Origin of the sequence: Streptomyces aidingensis (assembly GCF_900112355.1) — a bacterium.
GTDB classification, from domain to species: Bacteria; Actinomycetota; Actinomycetes; order Streptomycetales; family Streptomycetaceae; genus Streptomyces; species Streptomyces aidingensis.
Window position 1 is genome coordinate 74598 of sequence record NZ_FOLM01000005.1, and the last position, 19480, is coordinate 94077.

15 protein-coding genes are annotated in these 19480 nt (G+C 71.7%); 7 read left to right on the forward strand and 8 right to left on the reverse strand.

What is annotated here, in order from left to right:
- The first annotated feature begins 383 nt into the window (after positions 1–383).
- Complete coding sequence (locus BM242_RS11455; protein WP_093838657.1) at positions 384–1157, forward strand: FkbM family methyltransferase; 774 nt, start codon at positions 384–386, stop codon at positions 1155–1157.
- The gene (locus BM242_RS11460) at positions 1154–2329 is read left to right on the forward strand and encodes a glycosyltransferase (protein WP_093838658.1); all 1176 of its coding nucleotides are present in this window, start codon (positions 1154–1156) and stop codon (positions 2327–2329) included. The genes BM242_RS11455 and BM242_RS11460 overlap by 4 nt, the downstream gene beginning before the upstream one ends.
- A 63-nt stretch (positions 2330–2392) precedes the next feature.
- Here BM242_RS11460 and BM242_RS11465 read toward each other — a convergent pair whose 3' ends face one another.
- The 4 genes from BM242_RS11465 to gmd all read right to left on the reverse strand — a co-directional run bounded on the left by BM242_RS11465 (position 2393) and on the right by gmd (position 7846).
- On the reverse strand, positions 2393–3244 hold the full coding sequence (locus tag BM242_RS11465) for a glycosyltransferase family 2 protein (RefSeq protein ID WP_093838659.1): 852 nt from the start codon (positions 3242–3244) through the stop codon (positions 2393–2395).
- Between the two features lie 9 nt (positions 3245–3253).
- Complete coding sequence (locus tag BM242_RS11470; protein WP_139238319.1) at positions 3254–3847, reverse strand: hypothetical protein; 594 nt, start codon at positions 3845–3847, stop codon at positions 3254–3256.
- Positions 3844–6612: a LamG-like jellyroll fold domain-containing protein gene (locus BM242_RS11475; RefSeq protein ID WP_093838661.1), complete on the reverse strand. Its 2769-nt coding sequence runs from the start codon at positions 6610–6612 to the stop codon at positions 3844–3846. The genes BM242_RS11470 and BM242_RS11475 overlap by 4 nt, the downstream gene beginning before the upstream one ends.
- 220 nt (positions 6613–6832) lie before the next feature.
- The gene (gene gmd / locus BM242_RS11480; RefSeq protein WP_093838662.1) at positions 6833–7846 is read right to left on the reverse strand and encodes a GDP-mannose 4,6-dehydratase; all 1014 of its coding nucleotides are present in this window, start codon (positions 7844–7846) and stop codon (positions 6833–6835) included.
- Between the two features lie 207 nt (positions 7847–8053).
- Between gmd and BM242_RS11485 the strand changes: the two genes are divergently transcribed.
- Positions 8054–9013 (forward strand): GDP-L-fucose synthase family protein, encoded by a 960-nt coding sequence (locus BM242_RS11485; RefSeq protein ID WP_093838663.1) that lies wholly within the window; start codon positions 8054–8056, stop codon positions 9011–9013.
- Between the two features lie 180 nt (positions 9014–9193).
- Here the strand turns inward: BM242_RS11485 and BM242_RS11490 are convergent, their stop codons facing one another.
- From BM242_RS11490 to map, 4 genes are all read right to left on the reverse strand, one after another.
- Positions 9194–10693, reverse strand: coding sequence for an exopolysaccharide biosynthesis polyprenyl glycosylphosphotransferase (locus tag BM242_RS11490; RefSeq protein WP_093838664.1), 1500 nt, complete (start codon positions 10691–10693; stop codon positions 9194–9196).
- A gap of 146 nt (positions 10694–10839) precedes the next feature.
- Positions 10840–11001 carry a hypothetical protein gene (locus BM242_RS29345; RefSeq protein ID WP_175541367.1) on the reverse strand — a complete coding sequence of 54 codons (162 nt, stop codon included), beginning with the start codon at positions 10999–11001 and terminating at the stop codon, positions 10840–10842.
- A gap of 172 nt (positions 11002–11173) precedes the next feature.
- Complete coding sequence (locus tag BM242_RS11500) at positions 11174–11848, reverse strand: biliverdin-producing heme oxygenase (RefSeq protein ID WP_093838666.1); 675 nt, start codon at positions 11846–11848, stop codon at positions 11174–11176.
- 170 nt (positions 11849–12018) lie between these two features.
- Positions 12019–12885 carry a type I methionyl aminopeptidase gene (gene map / locus BM242_RS11505; protein WP_093838667.1) on the reverse strand — a complete coding sequence of 289 codons (867 nt, stop codon included), beginning with the start codon at positions 12883–12885 and terminating at the stop codon, positions 12019–12021.
- A gap of 86 nt (positions 12886–12971) precedes the next feature.
- Here map and BM242_RS11510 point away from each other — a divergent pair, with 86 nt between their 5' ends.
- The 4 genes from BM242_RS11510 to BM242_RS11525 all read left to right on the forward strand — a co-directional run bounded on the left by BM242_RS11510 (position 12972) and on the right by BM242_RS11525 (position 19369).
- Positions 12972–13226, forward strand: coding sequence for a hypothetical protein (locus BM242_RS11510; RefSeq protein ID WP_093838668.1), 255 nt, complete (start codon positions 12972–12974; stop codon positions 13224–13226).
- 22 nt (positions 13227–13248) lie between these two features.
- Positions 13249–13983: an NADPH-dependent F420 reductase gene (gene npdG / locus BM242_RS11515; RefSeq protein ID WP_093838669.1), complete on the forward strand. Its 735-nt coding sequence runs from the start codon at positions 13249–13251 to the stop codon at positions 13981–13983.
- Positions 13984–14213: 230 nt separating this feature from the next.
- On the forward strand, positions 14214–15689 hold the full coding sequence (locus tag BM242_RS11520) for an integrin alpha (RefSeq protein WP_093838670.1): 1476 nt from the start codon (positions 14214–14216) through the stop codon (positions 15687–15689).
- Between the two features lie 56 nt (positions 15690–15745).
- Positions 15746–19369, forward strand: a complete 3624-nt coding sequence (locus BM242_RS11525) for a LamG domain-containing protein (protein ID WP_175541378.1) — start codon at positions 15746–15748, stop codon at positions 19367–19369.
- Positions 19370–19480: the final 111 nt, after the last annotated feature.

Genomic DNA, 19480 nt, shown 5'->3' on the forward strand with positions numbered 1-19480 from the left:
GTCAGTTCCGTCGCCACCGCGTTCCTCCCCCGCCCGGCCCCGTGCACCGGCCTGTCGCTGCGGCGAGTCTAGCCCTCGCCCTTGCCCCGCCCCGCCCTCGCCGCCGGCGCGCGCGGTGCCGGCGGGGGACGCGTCGCGCCGACCGGGGGACGGGCCGCGGGGCCGGGGACTAGACTTCCGCTGTGCGGGGCGGTGTTCGGCCGGTGAGGGGAGACACCGGCGGCCCGCCGGGGTGGGCGTCGTCGACCCCTGTCGTCCTGCCGGTCCGGCCCGGGACGAGCGGCAGCCGGTGCCATGCCGGCCGGCAGCGCAGCCAGGCAGCAGTGGGAGCAGCGCGGCCGTGGCCGGCGGTGAACCGGCCCGGCGCCGAAGGAGTTGACGCTATGACCGTCGTGCACCGGATACGCAATGCGGTCCGCAGGCTGGGCATCGACATCACCCGCTATCCGGCCGGCTGGTCCGGGCCGCAACTGGTGCAGCTGCTCCAGGCGCACGGCATCACCGTGGTGCTGGACGTGGGAGCCAACGAAGGCGAGTACGGCGCGATGCTCCGGCGCCACGGCTACCGGGGCAAAATCGTTTCCTTCGAGCCGCTGTCCGGCCCGGGGAAGGCGCTGCGGGCCCGCACCGGGGCCGATCCCGGCTGGTCGATGCACGCCTGCGCGCTGGGCGAGGAGTCCGGGGAGATCACCGTCAACGTCTCCGGCAACCGGGGCGCCAGCTCCTCGGTGCTGCCGATGCTCGACCGCCATGCCGAGGCCGCCCCGCACGCCCGCTACATCGGCACCGAGACAGTGCCGCTGCGCCGGCTGGACGAGCTGTGGCCGGAGGCGGCCGGACCGGACGACCGGGTGTTCCTCAAGATCGATGTCCAGGGCTACGAGGCCCAGGTGCTGCGCGGCGCCGGGGCGCGCGCCAAGGAGTGCCACGGGCTCCAGATCGAGGCGTCGTTCGTCCCCCTCTACGAGGGCTCGCCACTGCTCGCGGAGGTGCTGCGCACCGGGCAGGAGGAGCTGGGGCTGACCCTGATGGCGGTGATCCCGGGCTATGTGGACCCGGCCACCGGACAGATGCTGCAGAGCGACCTGGTGCTGTTCCGCGAGAGCGGCCGGGGCGGCCGGCGCGACGAGGACGGCCGGGAGGGGGAGGCGGAGTGAAGGTCCTGCACGTCGTCACCCTGCACACCCCCACGCACGACTTCGGCGGGCCCACCCGGGTCGCCCTCACCCTCACCCGCGGCCTGCGCGCCCGGGGGGACCAGGCCCTGGTGACCGCACTCGGCGACCGCTTCGACGGCGGCATGCCCGACGAGGTGGACGGCGCCCCGGTGAAGCTGTTCCGGGCCCGGCATGTGCTGCCCCGCTTCGAGGTCAGCGGCATCACCTCCCCGGCCATGCTGGCCCGGGCCGGGCGCCTGGTGCGCTCGGCCGACGTGGTGCATGTGCACCTGATGCGTGACCTGGTCACCCTCCCGGTGGCGCTGCTGGCGCTGCGGGCCGGGACACCGCTGGTCGTCCAGACCCACGGCATGGTGGACGCCACCGAGAAGCGGGTGGCGAAGCTGGTGGACGCGCTGGGCATGCGGCGGGTGCTGCGCCGGGCGGACGCCCTGCTCCACCTGACCGAGGGCGAGCGGGACGCGGTCGCCGAGGTGACCGCTCCCCGGCCGACGGCCCCCGGGCTGCGTCTGGTGAACGGTGTCCCGCCGCAGACCGAGGTCCGCTCGGGCCGGGTACGCCGCCCGCCCGTGGTGCTGTTCGCGGCCAGGGTGCAGAAGATGAAGCGCCCCCAGGACTTCGTGCGGGCGATCCCGGCCGTGCTCAAGGAGCATCCGGATGCCCGTTTCCAGATGGCCGGGCCGGACACCGGGGCGATGGCCGCGGACCTGCTCGCGCTCGCCCGGGATCTGGGCGTCGCCGACGCGCTGGAGTACCTCGGCCCGCTGCCGCACGAGGAGGTGCTGCGCCGGATGCGGGCGGCCGACGTCTATGTACTGCCGTCCGTGTTCGAGCCGTTCGCGGTGTCGATCCTGGAGGCGATGTCGGTCGGGCTGCCGGTGGTGATCACCCGTACTGGCGGGCTGGGGCCGGAGGTGGCCGAGGCGGGGGCCGGACGGGTGCTGGATCTGGCGGAGGAGGCGGACAACGGCGAGGCGGTAGGCCGGGCGGTGTGCGAATTGCTGGAGCCGGCGGCCAACGCCGCCGCCACCCGGGCCTGTCTGGAGCTGATCCGGGAGCGGTTCACCGAGGACGCCGTGGTGGACCGGCTGCGCGGGATCTACCGCGAGGTGCTGGCCCGGCGCACCGGCCGTCCGGCGGACGCGGGCTGAAACCGCCGGGCGGGTGCCGGCACATTCCGGCACCCGCCCGGCGTGGTACGCCGGTGACGGCGCTCAGCCCGGTGGACCGTTCCGCCGGGCGTACTCGCGGGCCTTCAGCCCGATCTGCCAGCGGTAGAAGCTGAGCGCCAGCGCGAAGTCGAAGCCCGCCCGCCCGTCCAGAAAGCCGCGCTTGTAGAGATAGCCGTAGGCGAACGACACCAGGGGCTTGAGGGGAACCTTGTGAAAGAGCTGTCCCTGCCGGGTTTTCGCCTGCCGGATCTCCTCGCGCGCCCCGGGCGCGGTCTCCAGCCACGCCTCCCAGTCGGAGTAGCGGTTGTGCCGGTCGAACCAGGTGCGCACCGGGTCCAGATCGTTGTGCTCGATGGGTGCCCGCAGCCGGGCCACCGGTTCGCCCAGCGGCTGGTAGTGGCCCTCCTGCTCGCCCATGCCGGGCGCGTGCAGGTCGTCCGGCTCCGGGTAGCGGCAGCGGGTGCGGTCCAGCAGGGACCGTTTGACCATGGTGTAGCCGTGCCGCAGCCGCCGCCCGGCGAACCAGTAGCCCAGCGGGATGTCGAAGGCGGCCGGCCGGACCGGCCGGCCGTCCAGGAAGATCCGTTCCAGCTCGGCCAGCATCTCGGGGCTGGGCGTCTCGTCCCCGTCGAGGAAGAGCAGCCAGTCGGTCTCCGGATGGACGTTCTCCAGGCACCACTGCTTCTTCTTGGGGTACTTGCCGTTCCAGGTGTAGGGGACGACCTCCGCGCCCTCGGCCTCGGCCAGGGCTCTGGTGTCGTCCGTGGAGTCGGAGTCCACCACCACCACGGCCTTGAACCGGCCGATCACCGAGCGCACCGTGGAGACGATGTTCTCGGCCTCGTTCTTGGTGGGAATCGCCACCACTATCGGGAGCGTGGGAGGTCCGGCCATGGGATGCGTTCAGTCCTTTCCGTTCGCCTCGTCCAGCAGGTCCTGGTACTCGGGGCACAGTGCCGGGATGGCTTCCTCGGCTCCGGTGATCTCGCCCGTGCGCAGGGCCTCGACCGCCGCCTGCCGGTCCCGCCCGGCGACATAGCCCACGCGTTCGCAGGTCTCGTAGCCGGTGGCCAGGATGGCTCCCGGATCGGTTCCCTCCGGGACGGTGTCCTCCAGGTACTCCTGCTCGGCGGGGGAGAAGGCGCGGTCCTCCGGTTCCCTGATCTCTTCCTCGGGCACCGGCTTGCCCAGCTCGTCGGCGCCCTCGAAGGGCTCGTCTGCTTCTTCCGCCTCCTCCCCGCCGGTCCGGTCGCCGCCCGCGGAGCCGCCGCCGGCGTCGGAATCACCGTCCTTGCCGCCCTCGTCGTCGTCCGTGCCGGAGGTCGTACCGGACTCCGGCTCGCCGCCGTTGTCCGCCGGGCCGTTGCCGCCGGCGTCCTGGGTGGCGGACGCCGATGGCTCGGCCGGACCCTCGCCGCTGCCGCTGCTGCACGCGGCGAGCACGGCGGCGGCCGTCAGGACGGCCGCCGCCATGCCCAGTGCCCGGTGGCGCCTCACGGCGCCCCGAAGGTGAGGACGAGGACCGGCTGGCTGCCGGACGACGCCTCACGGGAGTACCAGCGCAGGGTGTCACCGCCGGACCCGACGCCGCCCATGTCCAGTGTGGAGCCGAGCAGCGCGCCGATCTCCGCGGTGTCCAGCGGCACCGTGTAGACGCCGCCGGGAGTGGTGGCGCCGCTGATGGTGCCGTACACCGTGGACCCCAGCGTGGGACGGGTGTTCCAGGTGGTCGATTCGTCCCAGGCCGAGGTGGCCGGGACGAACTGGGTGTCGTCCGCGGAGCCCGCCGTGGAGTCGGTGGTGAGGGTCAGCCGCAGCGCGGCCGACTTCAGCACCTGACCCGAGGGGGCGGCGGGCACCTCGAACCGCATGTACGCCAGATAGCCCGGGTAATCGCGCGTCACCAGCTGCTGGTGCGTGCCATAGGCCGAGCCGGCGGCGAACTCGTTGACATAGGTGTCCGCCACGGGCGTCACCTCCGTCACCGTGTCGCCCGGAATGAAGGCCGCGTCGTAGTGTGCCTCGATCCGGGCCGCGGACAGCGTGCTGTAGTAGACGGCCGTCTCGTCGAGCCGGCCCTGGAAGAAGTCCGAGGAAGGACGACTGGGCCAGTTGTTGAGACGGTCGCCGCCGACACGCCAGTAGCCCGGGGTGGAACCGAAGTTCTGGGCCGTGGTGTGCAGGCTGTTGGACGCGACAAGAGTCCCGTCCACATACAGGCGCATGCCGTTGGTGCCGAGCGTGGCCGCCACATGGTGCCACTCCCCGTCGTTGTAGGCGGCGGGGGAGGTGATGGTGCGGGAGGCACCGTTGTACACGCCGAAGGTCAGCCGGCCGTCGTCGCGCATGTAGAGGTGGCGGTCGTACCAGTTGCTGAGCTGGAGGATGCGGTTGCCGAAGCCGATCAGCCGGCCGCCGCTGGTGGTCTCGGTGCTGAACCAGGTCTCCAGCGTGAACTGGTTGGTGGAGCTGAAGCCGGTGTCGCTGTAGGTGTAGCTGTCCGTGCCGTCGTGGCCGACGCCGCGGGCATCCGGCCCGTTCACGGCGGGCGGGGTGATGCCCCGGCTGGGCCCGCCGCGGTGGACACCGCTGTTGTTGTCGCCGGACGCGTCCGACGCGAAGTTGCCCGACGTCTCGTTGTACCGCCAGTACAGCAGCGGATCGTCGGCCAGCACCGCGTCCGTGTACGGCTGGCCGCTGGAGGCGGCCGTCACCGTCACCGGGGAGGAGAGCGCGCTCACATTGCCCGCCGCGTCGGTCGCCGAGATCCGGTAGCTGTAGGTCTGACCGGGGGTGACCGAGGTGTCGGTGAAGGAGAGCTGCGGACGCTTCCAGGGGACGGAGGAGCCCTGCACCGTGTGGATCGGGCTGCCGCCGCCGTCCCGGTAGACGCGGTAGGTGAGCAGGCTGTCGTCGAGATCCAGGCTGGAGCGCCAGGTCACGTCGATCTCACCGGCCCGGATGCTGGTCGCGTAGGCCTCGACGGTGACCGGGTCCCCGGTGTCGGGCTCACTGGCGAACCGGGTGAGACCCCACTGGGGCGCCCCGTTCACCCTGGTGAACTCGCCGCCGACCCAGAGGTAGTCGCGCCCGTCGCCCGGGTGGTTCTCGGACACCGTCATCACGCGCGGGCCGATGGACTCGCCCATGCCGTCATTGGTGTCGGGGAACCAGCCGAGCATCGTCGGGTCGTCCACCGACTGCGCCGTCAGATGGATGCGCGTCTGGTTGGGGAACGCACCCATGCTGGAGCAGTCGTGGGCGTGGTGACCGCTGTAGAGCACCCCTTCGAAGGCATGGACCGCCTGGGTGGCTCCCAGGCAGGTGTCCCGCCACCGCTCGTCGAAGGTGTCCAGTTCGATGGCCAGGCGGCCGTCGAACACGCCGCCGCCGGTGCCCTCGTTCGCGGTGTAGATGCCGGTCTCGTCGATGTAGAGGTCCTGCACCGTCGAGTTGTTGTGGATGAAGCCCGGGTAGCTGCGCACCATGGACGCGTCATCGGCGTCCACGACGGCCAGCGCGTGCGTGCTGACGCCGTTGATGGTGAAGAAGTTGCCGCCCAGGACGACATTCTGGCCGTCCGGCGTGACATCGACGGCCTTCCCGATCTCGTCGCCGTCGGCCACCCAGTTGAGCAGGGTGCCCGCGGTGTCCACGGCGCCGAAGTACTGCCGGGACTGGCCGTTGAGCGAGGTGAAGTCTCCGGCCAGATAGACGCGGTCGCCGTGGGCCGCGATGGAGCGGACGGTGGCGCTGGAGGCGACCGGGAACGACACCGGAGTGCAGGTGTCGATGTCGATCGCCGCCACCGAGCTGGCGCCGATGCCGTTGACCGCGCCGAAACGGCCTCCGACGTACAGCGTCTCGCCGTCCGGGGAGACCTCCAGGGCCCGCACTGTCTCGACACCGGAACCGATGGTGAAGGACAGGTCGCAGCCCTCGATGGGCTCGCCCGTCGCCGCGTCCAGCGCGACGAAGTTGCGTGCCGGGACCTCCTGTGTGCCCGCCTCGGCCCCGGGGGGCCGGACGGTGGTGAAACTTCCCCCCGCGAAGACCACACCGTCCGCCTCGGCAAGGGCCCAGACAATGCCGTTGGTCTGCCAGGTGGGCAGCTCGTCCGCCGTGATGGCGATCGGCGGGGTCAGGGCCTCGGCGGATGGTGCGGCTGCGCCCTCAAGACCGGCCAGCGAAGCGCCGGTGAGCGCCAGCACACCGGCCAGCGTCCCGAGTCTTCGCCCGGCCGTCGAGCGGCTCTTTTCCATGTGCTTCCCCCATTAAGGGTGTTGATCTCCGGCTGAGCCGGAAGGGGTGCCTGTTGCGCTGTTCTCCTGTGGCCGCCACCGCTGGGTGGATCAGCGGAACCATAGGGCTCCGGGGGCGGTGACGTCCGGCACTTGAACAAACCGTCAATCACTTGTTGAAGAATTGGTGTGGAACGGGTGAAATCGCTGGTGTGTCACGGTGTTCCGGCGCCGGTTCCGGCTAGCGGTCCACGCGCACGCGGGCGCCGGAGAGTTCTGCCTCCAGGGTCTCGATGTCCGCCCGGACCATCAGCTCCGCCAGTTCCCGCCATCCGGTGACGGGCTGCCAGCCGAGTTTCTCCCGGGCCTTGCCGGCGTCCCCGATGAGGGCATCGACCTCGCTGGGGCGCTCGTACTTGGGGTCGTAGCGGACGTAGTCGGTCCACTCCAGACCGGCGGCGGCAAAGGCCGCCGCAAGGAACTGCCGCACGGTGGCGGACTGGCCGGTGGCCACCACATAGTCGTCCGGCTCGTCCTGCTGGAGCATCAGCCACATCGCCTCCACATACTCCGGGGCATAGCCCCAGTCCCGCACCGCGTCCAGATTGCCCAGATAGAGCTTCTTCTGGAGGCCGGCGTGGATGCGGGCCACCGCGCGGGTGATCTTGCGGGTCACAAAGGTCTCTCCGCGGCGCGGCGACTCGTGGTTGAACAGGATGCCGTTGGTGGCGTGCAGGCCGTACGCCTCGCGGTAGTTGACCGTGGTCCAGTAGGCGAACACCTTGGCGCAGCCGTACGGGCTGCGTGGATGGAAAGGCGTCAGCTCGTTCTGCGGTGGTGGTGCCGAGCCGAACATCTCGGAGGAGGACGCCTGGTAGACCCGGGTGTCGATGCCGCTGGCGCGCACCGCCTCCAGCAGCCGCATGGCGCCGAGGCCGGTCACGTCGCCGGTGTACAGCGGGACGTCGAAGGAGACCCGGACATGGGACTGGGCGCCCAGGTTGTACACCTCGTCCGGCTGGATGTCGCGCAGCAGGTTCACCAGTGCGACACCGTCGGACAGGTCCGCGTAGTGCAGTTCCAGGGCACGGCCGAAGTCCTGCGGCTCCTGGTAGATGTGGTCGATGCGCTCGGTGTTGAACGACGAGGAGCGGCGCAGCAGGCCGTGCACCGTGTAGCCCTTGGACAGCAGCAGTTCGGCGAGGTACGAGCCGTCCTGCCCGGTGACTCCGGAGATCAGTGCGGTCTTGCTCATCGGGGCATCACTCCCTGGGCGGGCGTCATCACGACGGAAGCGGACTGAAGGAACGAACGGTGAAGAAGGTGACACATTGGCCAATACAGTGTGTTGTGCACGTATATGGGCGGAGCGGGCTCCGCACCTCCGTAACAAGCCATGACAATCAGGGAGAACCCGGAGAATTCCTCACGGCCCGCGGTCCCGGCTGGCACAATCCGCACCATGACGTCTGACGCCGCATCGTCCCCGCCTCTGCTCCCGCCCGCCGCCCGGGTGTTCGTCGCCGGACACCGGGGCCTGGTCGGATCCGCCGTCGCCCGCCGGCTCGCGGCCGAGGGCTGCCAGGTCCTCACCCGCACCCGCGACGAGCTCGATCTGCGCGACGCCGAACGCACCGCCCGCTTTCTGCGCGCCGAGCGCCCCGACGCGGTGGTGCTGGCCGCCGCCAGGGTCGGCGGGATCATGGCCAACAGCACCTACCCGGTGCCGTTCCTGGAGGACAATCTGCGCATCCAGCTCAGCGTGATCGCCGGGGCGCACGCCGCGGACGTCGACCGGCTGCTGTTCCTGGGCTCCTCCTGCATCTATCCCAAGCACGCGCCGCAGCCGATCCGCGAGGAGTCGCTGCTGACCGGACCGCTGGAGCCCACCAACGAGCCCTATGCGCTGGCCAAGATCGCCGGCATCTGCCAGGTGCAGTCCTACCGGCGCCAGTTCGGCCGCCGCTACATATCCGCCATGCCGACCAACCTCTACGGTCCCGGGGACAACTTCGACCCCGAGACCTCCCATGTGCTGCCCGCCCTGATCCGCCGCTTCCACGAGGCCAAGGAGGCCGGCCGCGAGGAGGTGGTGCTGTGGGGCAGCGGCACCCCGCGCCGGGAGTTCCTGCACAGCGACGACCTGGCCCGCGCCTGCCTGCTGCTGCTGCGCGCCTACGACGACGAGACCCCCGTCAACGTCGGCTGCGGGCAGGACCTCGCCATCGCCGAACTGGCCGCGCTGGTCGCCGACGCGGTCGGCTACCGGGGGCGCATCGGCTGGGACACCGGCAAGCCGGACGGCACCCCGCGGAAGCTGCTGGATGTGTCCCGGCTGGAAAAGCTGGGCTTCGCCCCCCGGATGCCGCTGGAGACGGGCATCCGGGAGACCTATCGGTGGTGGCTGCACTCGGGCTCCTAGCCGCTCGCCGGGCCCGGCGGGGCGGCCGGCGAGGAATCGGAACGGCAAGGGGACGGAAAACGGAACGAGCGGACAACGGAAGGGCAACGGCCGGGGCGCCGTCGCGGTGTGATGGTGAAGAGGGCCGGCAGGGCGCGAGCGGTTCCCCTTCGCTCCCTGCCGGCCGGGGTGCGCCGGACTTCAGTACGCTCCCCGCGCCTCCACCACGGCCCGGAAGGTGCGGGTGAGCACGTCGAGATCCTCGGTGACCGACCAGTTGTCCGCGTAGGACACATCGAGCGCCACGCCCTCGTCCCAGGACAGATCCGAGCGTCCGCCGACCTGCCAGGGCCCGGTCAGACCGGGCTTGACCTGGAGCCTGCGGCGCTCCGCCGGGGAATACCGGGCCACCTCGTCCGGCAGCGCCGGACGCGGACCCACCAGCGACATCTGCCCCAGCAGGACATTGAGCAACTGCGGCAGCTCGTCCAGCGAACTGCGCCGCAGCAGCCTGCCCACGCGGGTGATCCGCGGATCGTTGCGCAGCTTGAACAGCGGGCCGCCGCTCTGCTCGTTGGCCGGCTCCAGAGTCGCCCGCAGCTGCTCCGCCTCCAGGATCATGGTGCGGAACTTCCACATGGTGAACGGAACACCCCGGTGGCCGATCCGGGTCTGCCGGTAGAAGGCCGGACCCCTGGAGTCCAGCTTCACCGCCAGCGCCACCACGGCGAACAGCGGAGCCAGCAGCAGCAGGCCGAGGGCCGCCCCGGAGCGGTCCATGATCTCCTTGAGCACCACCTGCGGCCCGCGGCGGGTGGGCGGTGCCACATGCAGCAGGGCCAGCCCGGCCGCGCTGGAGACCCGCACCCGGCGCAGCGCCGTCTCGGCCAGGCCGGAGGTGACCGCCAGCGGCATGCCCGCGTCGTGCAGCGCCCAGGTGAGCCGGCGCAGCCGGTCCCCGGTCACGGCCGCGCCGGGAATGATCAGCACCTGGTCGGCCTCGGTGCGGCGGGCGGCCCGGAGCACCGCCTCGCCGTCCTCGGCCGAACCGGCCGCGGCCGGTTCGGCAGTCCGTCCCGCGGTCCGTCCGGCGAGCCGCCCGGCCTCGGGAACGCCGCCGGTCAACGGCTCACTGCCGACCGGGACCGCGCCGACCACCACATAGGGGTGATCGGTGCGGGCCGCGAGCTGGGCGGCGACGGCGTCGGCGGGACCGGGCTCACCGACGATCAGCACCCGCTGCACGGCCTGCGCCTGATGCCGGGCGGCGGTGAGATGGAGATGCAGAAAAGCGCCGGTGACCGAGGTGATGAACACCGCGGGCAGCAGCGCGGACAGTGCGGTGACGACCGGGGCCGCCTCGCCGGAGAGCACCCGCAGCACGGCGAGCGCGCCGAGCAGCAGACACCAGTCGTGCAGCGACGCCAGCAGGCCCCTGGACTCCGCCAGCATCCCGCGGGTGTAGCGCAGGTTACCGGTTCTTATGCTGAGCCAGGTGGCCGTGGCGAGGAACGCGGCGAACACGGGGTGCGGCTGGCGGTGCAGCGAATAGACGGTCAGAAACGGAAGAAGTACCCCACAGGCGTCGGTGACCAGCGTGACCGTGAGGTACCAGCCGGCCTTGTCGGCGGTGCGGACCTGGTGGCGTACGGGCGTATCACGATGCACGGTTTCTGGGCTTGCAGTGCCCGAAAATCGCATGAACCCCCCTACAAGGTGACGGTGAGGGTGGCCCGTCCGCCTCTCCCCACGGCGGCGCGAGCACCGCAGCAGCGTAGGGTATCTAACTGTCGTTTGTCTGAGGTTTGTTGAAACTTTGCTCGGGTGTCCGGATTCTGTGTGCGTTTTCAGACCGCCCGGCGTGGCCCGCGTACGGGCAGTATGAGCGCACCCCCGTGCTCCGGGTGGCCGAGAACCTCCACCGGATGCCGGTAGACGGCGGTCAGCAGCTCGGCGGTGAGGACCGTCTCCACCGGGCCGTCCGCCAGCACCCGCCCCCCGGCGAGCACCGCGGCCCGGTCCGCGGCACCGCGCGGCGCCGGGCGAGCTCCCGGGCGCTCCAGGTGTCCGCCGGGCCGATCAGCGCCCCGGCGAAGGCGTTGACCGCCACCCCGGTGAGAATCAGCGTCACCACCTCGGTGCGCCCGCCGGAACGGGAGAGCACATGGCGCCGCCGCGGTCTCAGACGGCCATGGCCGCGCCAAGATCCCGGAACATCGCCGTGTTCAGCGAGAACGCCCGCCGGCACTCGTCCACGATGCGGAGCTTCTCCGGCTCGTCGGCCGGCACGGCATCCAGCCGGGCGCGGTACTCGCGCTTGTAGGCCGCCGGATTGGTGATGTCCTCGAAGACATAGAACCGGACCCCGTCGCCCTTGCGGGCGAAGCCCCAGGTCTTCTCGGCCGTGCCGCGGATCACCTGGCCGCCCGAGAGATCGCCCAGATAGCGGGTGTAGTGGTGGGCCACATAGCCGCCCGGCCAGGAGCGGGCGACCTCAAGGATGCGCGCCGCGTAGCTCTCGGTCGCCGGCAGCGGGCGCAGCGCGGCCCGCCAGTCGCCGCCGTCGTGCAGATGGTCCAGATCCCGCTCCAGTGCGGCGGTGCGGGCCAGCTCCGGACGGATGAACGGACCGGCCACCGGGTCGCCGGCCAGCAGGGAGGTCGGTGCCTCCAGCGCCCGGTAGACGAACCAGAGCTGCTCGGTGTACCGCCGGAAGCCCTCCCGCCCCAGCCGTCCGCCCAGCAGGTCGCTCATGAACACGGAGTTCTCGGCCTCGGTGTGCTGCTCGTGCGAGGCTTCGCGGATCAGTGTGGAGAACGGCGTGCTGTCGAGCGGGGGTGTATCGAATGCGGACAAAGCGGGCCTCCCGTGACCGGTGCGGCAGGGTGTGGCCGAATGTCACACCCGTGCCATCCTTGCCAGTTAGGCTTACCTAAGTCAAGCGTTCGATTAGGTATGCCTAAGTTCGCGCTCCGTAGTCCTTCCCGCGGTCCCTCATGACCGTCCGGCCGCCCGGGCGCGGCGGCTCAGGGCAGGGTGAGTATCTCGGCACCCGTCTCCGTGACCACCAGCGTGTGCTCGAACTGCGCCGAACGGCTGCGGTCCCTGGTCACCACCGTCCAGTTGTCGTCCCACATCTCCCACTCATGGGTACCCAGGGTGAGCATCGGCTCGATGGTGAAGGTCATGCCCGGCTTGATGACCGTGGTGGCGTTCGGGTCGTCGTAGTGCGGCACGATCAGACCCGAGTGGAACGAGGTGCTGATCCCGTGCCCGGTGAAATCGCGCACCACCCCGTATCCGAAGCGCCGGGCGTAGGCCTCGATCACCCGGCCGATGACATTGAGCCGCCGGCCCGGCCGCACCGCCTTGATCGCCCGGTTCAGCGCCTCCCGGGTGCGCTCCACCAGCAGCCGCGACTCCTCGTCCACCGCCTCCTCGCCGCCGACCAGGAAGGTGGCGTTGGTGTCCCCGTGCACCCCGTCCACATAGGCCGTGATGTCGAGATTGACGATGTCCCCGGCGTTCAGCACGGTCGAGTCCGGGATGCCGTGGCAGATCACCTCGTTCACCGAGGTGCACAGCGACTTGGGGAAACCCCGGTAGCCCAGGGTGGACGGATACGCCCCGTGCGCGATCAGGAACTCGTGCGCGATCTCGTCCAGCCGGTCGGTGGTCACCCCCGGCGCGATGTGCCCGGCGGTCTCCACGATCGCCCGCGCGGCGATCCGCCCCGCCACCCGCATCCGCTCGATGGTCTCCGCGCTCTGCGTCTCCGGCCCCTGGTAGGGGGACGGCCCCTTCTTCCCGACATACTCGGGGCGGGCGATCGACGGCGGCACCGCACGGCGCGGTGAAAGCCTTCCGGGTACAAGCACTGACTGGCCAGACATGCGCCTGAGTGTAGTCGGCGCAGGCCAGAACCGGCCCGGCCAGCCCGCCGGTGGTCGGCCCGGGCCGCGGCGGGCAGGATGGCTGCATGGCACTCTTCAGACGCAGGCCCGCCTACGGCAAGCCGGGCGAGTGGTACTACTGCCTCAAGCACCACAAGGTCGAGGAGGGGCCGGAGTGCCCGGCCAAGGACCGCCTGGGCCCGTACCCCAGCCGCACCGAGGCCCGGCACGCCCTCGAACTCGCCGACAAGCGCAACAAGTCCTGGCAGCAAGACCCCCGCTGGAACGACCCCGACGCCGACCCCGACGCCGACCCCGACACCGGCAGTACCGCCGAGTAACCCCCGTCGGTACGATCCCGCCATGAGCGACGCCACTGAGGGACAGCAGCAAGGGCAGCAGCCGACGCGTTCCGCGCGCAAGGACCCCTGGGAGCTGCCGGACGTCTCCGGCCTGGTCGTCGGGGTGCTCGGCGGCACCGGTGACCAGGGGCGAGGCCTGGCCTACCGGCTGGCCCGGGCCGGGCAGAAGGTGATCATCGGCTCCCGCCGCGCGGAGCGCGCCCGGGCCATCGCCGCCGACGGACTGCTCGGCCCGGCCGGGGTCGAGGGGGCGGACAACGCCGCGTGCGCCCGCCGCAGCGATGTCGTGATCGTCGCCGTCCCCTGGGAGGGCCACGCCGCCACGCTCTCCGCGCTCCGCGCCGAACTGGCCGGCAAGCTGGTCGTCGACTGCGTCAATCCGCTCGCCTTCGACAAGCGCGGCGCCTTCGCGGTGCGCCCGCCGGAGGGCAGCGCCGCCGAGCAGGCCGCCGCCCTGCTCCCGGACTCCCGCGTCACCTGCGCCTTCAACCACCTCTCCGCCGTCCTCCTCCAGGACCCCGCCGTCGACCGGATCGACACCGACGTGCTGGTCCTCGGCGACTCACGCGCCGACTGCGAGACCGTGCAGGCCCTGGCGGGCCGGATCCCGGGGATGCGCGGCATCTTCGCCGGGCGGCTCCGCACCGCCCACCAGGTCGAGGCCCTGGTCGCCAATCTGATCAGCGTCAACCGCCGCTACAAGGCGCACGCCGGCCTCCGCCTCACCGACCTCTGACGGCGCGGATGCCGTCTCTCACTCCCCGAGTACGAAGGGAAACTGACCGTTTCGCCTCAACGTGTGACAGTTTGTGTATCGTGCGTGATCATTCTGTGACTTCCGGTTATAGGTTGCGCTCTTAATTTACTTGCTCGTGCCACCTAGGGTGGTGGCCCGTGACTGGTGACCGGGAATCAATCGCCATATCGACAAGACGATTTAGAGTCCCCATCTGGCTGACTCCGGCTGTGGCACTGGCCGTTGTCGCGACGGGATCGGCACTGCTGGCCGGATCGGCCACCGGTGAACCCGCAAGTGCCGGCCCCTGCGCGGGTGGTGACTACGACTTCAACGGCGACGGCGTACGGGACACCGTGATCGCCGACCCGGAGGCCACGGTCAACGGACAGCCCGGCGCCGGCCAGGTCACCGTCGTCTACGGTGACGGACAGGGCGTGGTGCAGCTCCATCAGGATCTGACCTGGGTCCCCGGCATGGCGGAAGCGGGCGACGCCTTCGGCTTCTCCCTCGCCTCCTACGACCGCAACCAGGACGGCTGTGCCGATCTGGTGATCGGCGCCCCCTTTGAAGGCATCGCCGACGCCGACGAGGCGGGGTCGGTGTGGACCGTCTTCGGTTCCCACGAGGGCATCGGGCCCGACACGGGTGCGGAGAGCCAGAACCAGTCCAACGCCGACGTGCCCGGCGCAGCCGAGCCGGGCGACCTGTACGGCTATGCGCTGGCCGCCGGAGAGACCGCGTCCCATGACCCGTTCCTGGTCGTCGGCGTCCCCGGCGAGGACATCGGCTCGGTCACCGACGCCGGTCTCATCCACTATGAGGGTTCCGGTATCAATGCGAACGTCCACCAGGACTCAGCGGGAGTGCCGGGCGTGGCCGAACCGCACGACCGGCTGGGCGCCTCGCTTTCCGCCACCGCGGAGCGCCTCGCCGTGGGCTCCCCCGGCGAGGCCATCGGCGACAAGGAGTTCGCCGGCGGTGTGCAGATCTTCGACCATGCGCCGACGTCCGGGGCGCCGACACCGCTCGGCTTCCTCAATCAGTCCGCCGGGCCCGCCGCCGCCGAGGCCGGGGACCGATTCGGTACCGCTGTCGCCCTGGTCCCGCACCCGGACGGGGCTGGTGCCTCGTATCTGGCGGTCGGCGCCCCCGGCGAGGACGTGGGCAGCGTCGGGGACGAGAACTACATCTCCGACGGCGGCAGCGTCGCCGTGTTCGACGTGGCCGCCGACGGCACGGCGGTGCCGATGGGGCCGGCCGTCCTCCAGGAGCGCAGCCCCGGTCCGGACCGCTCCGACGCCGGCGACTTCCTCGGCCAGACCGTCGCCGCCACCGTGCACAACGGCGTCCTGCATCTGGCGATCGGCGTGCCCGGCGAGGAGGCCGTGGAGGACACCACCGACCACGGCGGTGTGCTGCTGGCCACGGTGACCGGCACCGGCGTCTCCGGCACCCGCTGGTTCGCGCCCGGACACGGCCTGCCGAGCACCGCCGGGGACCGCATGTACACCGGTACCGCCGTCGCCGCCGCTCCCGGCCACTTCCTGGTCGGCGCCGCGTACGAGTCGCCCGGCACCGCACCCGGTGCCGTCTACACGATCCCCTGGGACGCACCCGACGGCGGTGCCCCCAGCGCCCGGTTCGCGCCCGGTGAGGGCGGCATCCCGGCCGGCGGCACGGCCTTCGGGAGCGCGGTCCGGTGAGCGCGCGGCAGGAACACACACCGGAGAACCGGACCGACCACCAGCGGGGGCAGGGCATGACGAGTGGACGCCAGGGCCGTTCCGGCCGGGGACACCGCGGCGCAGCGCTGCTGGGCGCCCTCACCATGCTGCTCGCCACCGCACTCACCGGGCCGGCCGGCCTGGGCCTCACCGAGGATGCCGCAGCCGCCTCCCCGAAGGCCGCGCCCGCCGCGCCCGCCGCGCCGACCGCGTCCGCCGTGACCCGGGCCATCGCGTCCGGCACCGCGGCCACCGAGGCGGTGGCGCGGGCCGCCGCCGAGACCGGCGGCGAGCCCGTGGAAGTGACCGGGCTGCGCCAGGAACGGCGTGATGTCTTCGCCAATCCCGACGGCTCGTTCACCGCGCACGAATACACCCAGCCGGTGCGGGCCTGGAAGGACGGAGCCTGGGCCGGCATCGACACCTCCCTCACCGACGCCGCCGACGGCACCCTCGCCCCCCGCGCCACCACCGTGGGGCTGGCGTTCTCCGCCGGCGGCGACGGCCCCTTCGCCACCCTGCGCACCGCCGGCCGGGAGTACGCGCTGAGCTGGCCCGAGCCGCTGCCCGCCCCGCAGGTGGACGGCGACACCGCCACCTATCCGGACGTCCTCGACGGCGTCGACCTCGTGGTCCGCGCCGAGACCGAGGGGTTCAGTTACTTCTTCGTCGTCAAGACGGCCGAAGCCGCACAGAACCCCGCCCTGGACGGCCTCACCGTGGAGGTGGCCACCACCGGCATCGAGGTCGCGGTCACCGACGGCGGCGGCCTGCGCGGGACCGACGCCGAGACCGGCGGCACGGTGTTCGAGTCCGCCCCCGCGATGATGTGGGACTCCTCCGGCGGCCCCGCCCCCGCCGCCGGGCCCGGGACGGCCGGGACGGCCGCCCGGGACCTGGCCGCGGCGCCCGGCGCCGCCTCCGGCCCCGCGCTGGACCTCGCCGACGCCGGGGCCGGCGCCCCCGTCGCGCTGACGGCCGGCGACACCACCCTCACCGTCGCACCCGACCGCGCCCTGCTGCGCGGCGCGGACACCGTCTATCCGGTCGTCATCGACCCCTCGCCCCGCACCACCTCCCGCAACGCCTGGACCTCGGTGCTGTCCGGCCGGCCCTCCTACGCCGAGTGGAAGTACTCCGGCAGCGCGGGCGTCGGCAAGTGCCCGTCGAACTACAACCCGACCTCCTGCGCCAACGTGGGCGTGCGGCGCCTGCTCTACACCTTCCCGATGTCCTTCTACCAGGGCAAGCAGATCCTCAGCGCCCAGTTCTCCGCCCGCGTCGCCCACGTCTACTGGGCCGACGCCTCCGCCGAGCCGATCGACCTCTACCGGATCGGCGGCCAGAACTACCGGGTGACATCCGGCAGCAACTGGGGCAACACCAGCGACGACTGGGACGACTATCTGGCCACGGTGGACCGGAACATCTCCCCGACCTCCTGCTCCAGCAGCGCCAACCTGCACTTCACCGACGGCGAACTGCTCACCGAGGTCAAGACCGTGGCCTCCGGCGGCTGGAGCTATCTCTCCCTCGGGCTGAAGGCCAAGGACGAGAGCACCTACCCCGGCTGGAAGCGGGTCTGCGGCAACACCTACCTCAAGATCACCTACAACACTCCGCCCGCCCAGGTCGACTACCGGCTGATGTCCACCAACCCCGGCGGCCGCTGCACCTGGGGCACCGACCGGCCCTACACCGACCGGCTGCCGCAGCTGCGTGCCGAGGCCCGCGACCCGGACCACAACTCCTCCGGCACCGACCAGGTGAAGATGCGCTTCCGGGTCGCCTGGACCAAGGCCGACGGCACCGAGGGCAGCTACAACTACGACACCGGCTACAAGTCGCCCAACAAGGGCACCGTCTTCACCCACACCGTGCGCTCCGTCGTCCCCGAGAACACCGTGATCCGCTGGGCCGCCCGCGCCTACGACGGGGACAGCTGGGGCCCCTGGAGCTATGAAGGCCAGCCGGCGGGGTGCCAGTTCATCTGGGACAGCACCCGGCCGCAGGCCCCCGAGGTCAGATCCGACGAGTACCCGGCGGACGACAACTGGCGGGCCGGAGTCGGCATCCAGGGCACCTTCACCTTCCAGGCCGCCGACTCCGACGTGACCGAGTACGGCTACGGCTTCGACGGTGCGCCCCTCACCAGGATCCCGGCCGGAGCGGGCGGCGGCCCGGCAACCCGCACCTGGACCCCGCAGGAGCCCGGACGCCACTGGGTCACCGTCGTCGCCTACGACGCCGCCGGTCACGCCAGCGTGCCCGCCCAGTACGAGTTCCTGGTCACCAACGGCGTCGAGCCCATCGCCCAGTGGCACCTGGCCGACCCGGCCGGCGCCGAGGCCGCCCACGACACCACCGGCCGCTACCCGCTGACCCCCGGCCCCGGCGCCGTCTTCGGCGTGCCGGGCCCGGGCGACGCGGACAGCGCGGTCCGGCTGGACGGCACCGACGCCGCCTATCTGGACGCGGGCGACACCGTCATCAACACCGACGCCGGTTTCACCGTCAGCGCCTGGGCCAGGCCGGGCACCCTGGACCGCGACATGACCGTGCTCAGCCAGGACAGCACCGGCGAGCCCGGGCTGGTCCTCGGCTTCGACGCCGGCGCCCAGGCATGGTTCCTGTCCACCCCGGACCAGGACGTCCAGGCCATGACCGACTGGACCGCCACCGCCGACGGCGTGCCCGTCACCGCCGGCACCTGGGCGCTGCTCACCGCCGTCTACGACCCCGACGCACCGGGCGGCCCCGAACTGCGCCTCTATGTCGACGGCACCCTGGCCGCCACCGCCGACCGGCCCACCGCCTTTCCGTCCCGGCAGGGCTTCCAGCTCGGCCGCACCCTGGCCAAGTCCGGCTACCGCGACCACTTCGCCGGTGACCTCGCCGATGTGCGGGTGTTCGACCGGGCGCTGCCGGCCGCCCGGATCGGCGAGATCGAGGACAACGTGCCGCAGCGCCTGGCCTACTGGCCGCTGGACGAGGCGCCGGACGGCCAGGCGGCCAACGTCCACTCCGGCGGCCAGCCGCTCACCCTGCACGGGGCGGCCGGCATCTACCGGCCCGCCGACCCGCTGTTCGACGAGTCCGCGCTGGTCGGCGACGGCCATCTGGTGCTGGACGGCACCGCCGCGTGGGCGGACACCGCGAGCCCGGTGGTCACCGGCGCCGGCAGCTACACCGTCGCCGCGCGGGTGCAGCTCGCCACCCTGGACTCCCCGGAGTCCCAGACGGTGCTCTCCCTGCCCGGAGCGCATGCCGACCGGCTGGTGGTGCGGTACCAGGCCGCCACCGGCCAGTGGGAGATGGCGGTCGCCGACTCCGACAGCGCCTCGGCGACCGTCCGTACCCTCACCGACGACCAGGCCCTGCCCAGCAACGACGGCTCCGGCCAGCATCTCGCCGTGGTCTTCGACGCCCTCACCCAGCAGGTGCGGCTCTACATCGACGGACAGCTCTCCCTCAGCGCCGACGGCTACGACTACGCCACCTGGCCGTCCGTCGGCGGCCTTCAGGTCGGCCGCTCCGCACAGGGCGGCGGCGGCGAGTACCTCGCCGGTGTGCTCGACGAGGTCCGGGTCTACGCCGGGGCCGTCGACGCCACCGGCATCGCCCGGATGAACCAGCTCGTCGGCGACCCCGAACTGTAGACCGGCGCACCGGGACGGGAGGAGCCCATCCCTCCCGTCCCGGGCCGCCGTTGCCCGCCCCCGCTCCTCGCCCGCATTCCTCCCGTGGAGTCTCCATGGCCTTTGGTGGTC

Bases quoted from the DNA above. Each gene is read 5' to 3' on its own strand.
- BM242_RS11455 (WP_093838657.1), top strand. From the start codon at position 384: ATGACCGTCGTGCACCGGATACGCAATGCGGTCCGCAGGCTGGGCATC.
- BM242_RS11465 (WP_093838659.1), bottom strand. From the start codon at position 3,244: ATGGCCGGACCTCCCACGCTCCCGATAGTGGTGGCGATTCCCACCAAG.
- BM242_RS11475 (WP_093838661.1), bottom strand. From the start codon at position 6,612: ATGGAAAAGAGCCGCTCGACGGCCGGGCGAAGACTCGGGACGCTGGCC.
- gmd (WP_093838662.1), bottom strand. From the start codon at position 7,846: ATGAGCAAGACCGCACTGATCTCCGGAGTCACCGGGCAGGACGGCTCG.
- BM242_RS11485 (WP_093838663.1), top strand. From the start codon at position 8,054: ATGACGTCTGACGCCGCATCGTCCCCGCCTCTGCTCCCGCCCGCCGCC.
- BM242_RS11490 (WP_093838664.1), bottom strand. From the start codon at position 10,693: ATGCGATTTTCGGGCACTGCAAGCCCAGAAACCGTGCATCGTGATACG.
- map (WP_093838667.1), bottom strand. From the start codon at position 12,885: ATGTCTGGCCAGTCAGTGCTTGTACCCGGAAGGCTTTCACCGCGCCGT.
- BM242_RS11510 (WP_093838668.1), top strand. From the start codon at position 12,972: ATGGCACTCTTCAGACGCAGGCCCGCCTACGGCAAGCCGGGCGAGTGG.
- npdG (WP_093838669.1), top strand. From the start codon at position 13,249: ATGAGCGACGCCACTGAGGGACAGCAGCAAGGGCAGCAGCCGACGCGT.
- BM242_RS11525 (WP_175541378.1), top strand. From the start codon at position 15,746: ATGACGAGTGGACGCCAGGGCCGTTCCGGCCGGGGACACCGCGGCGCA.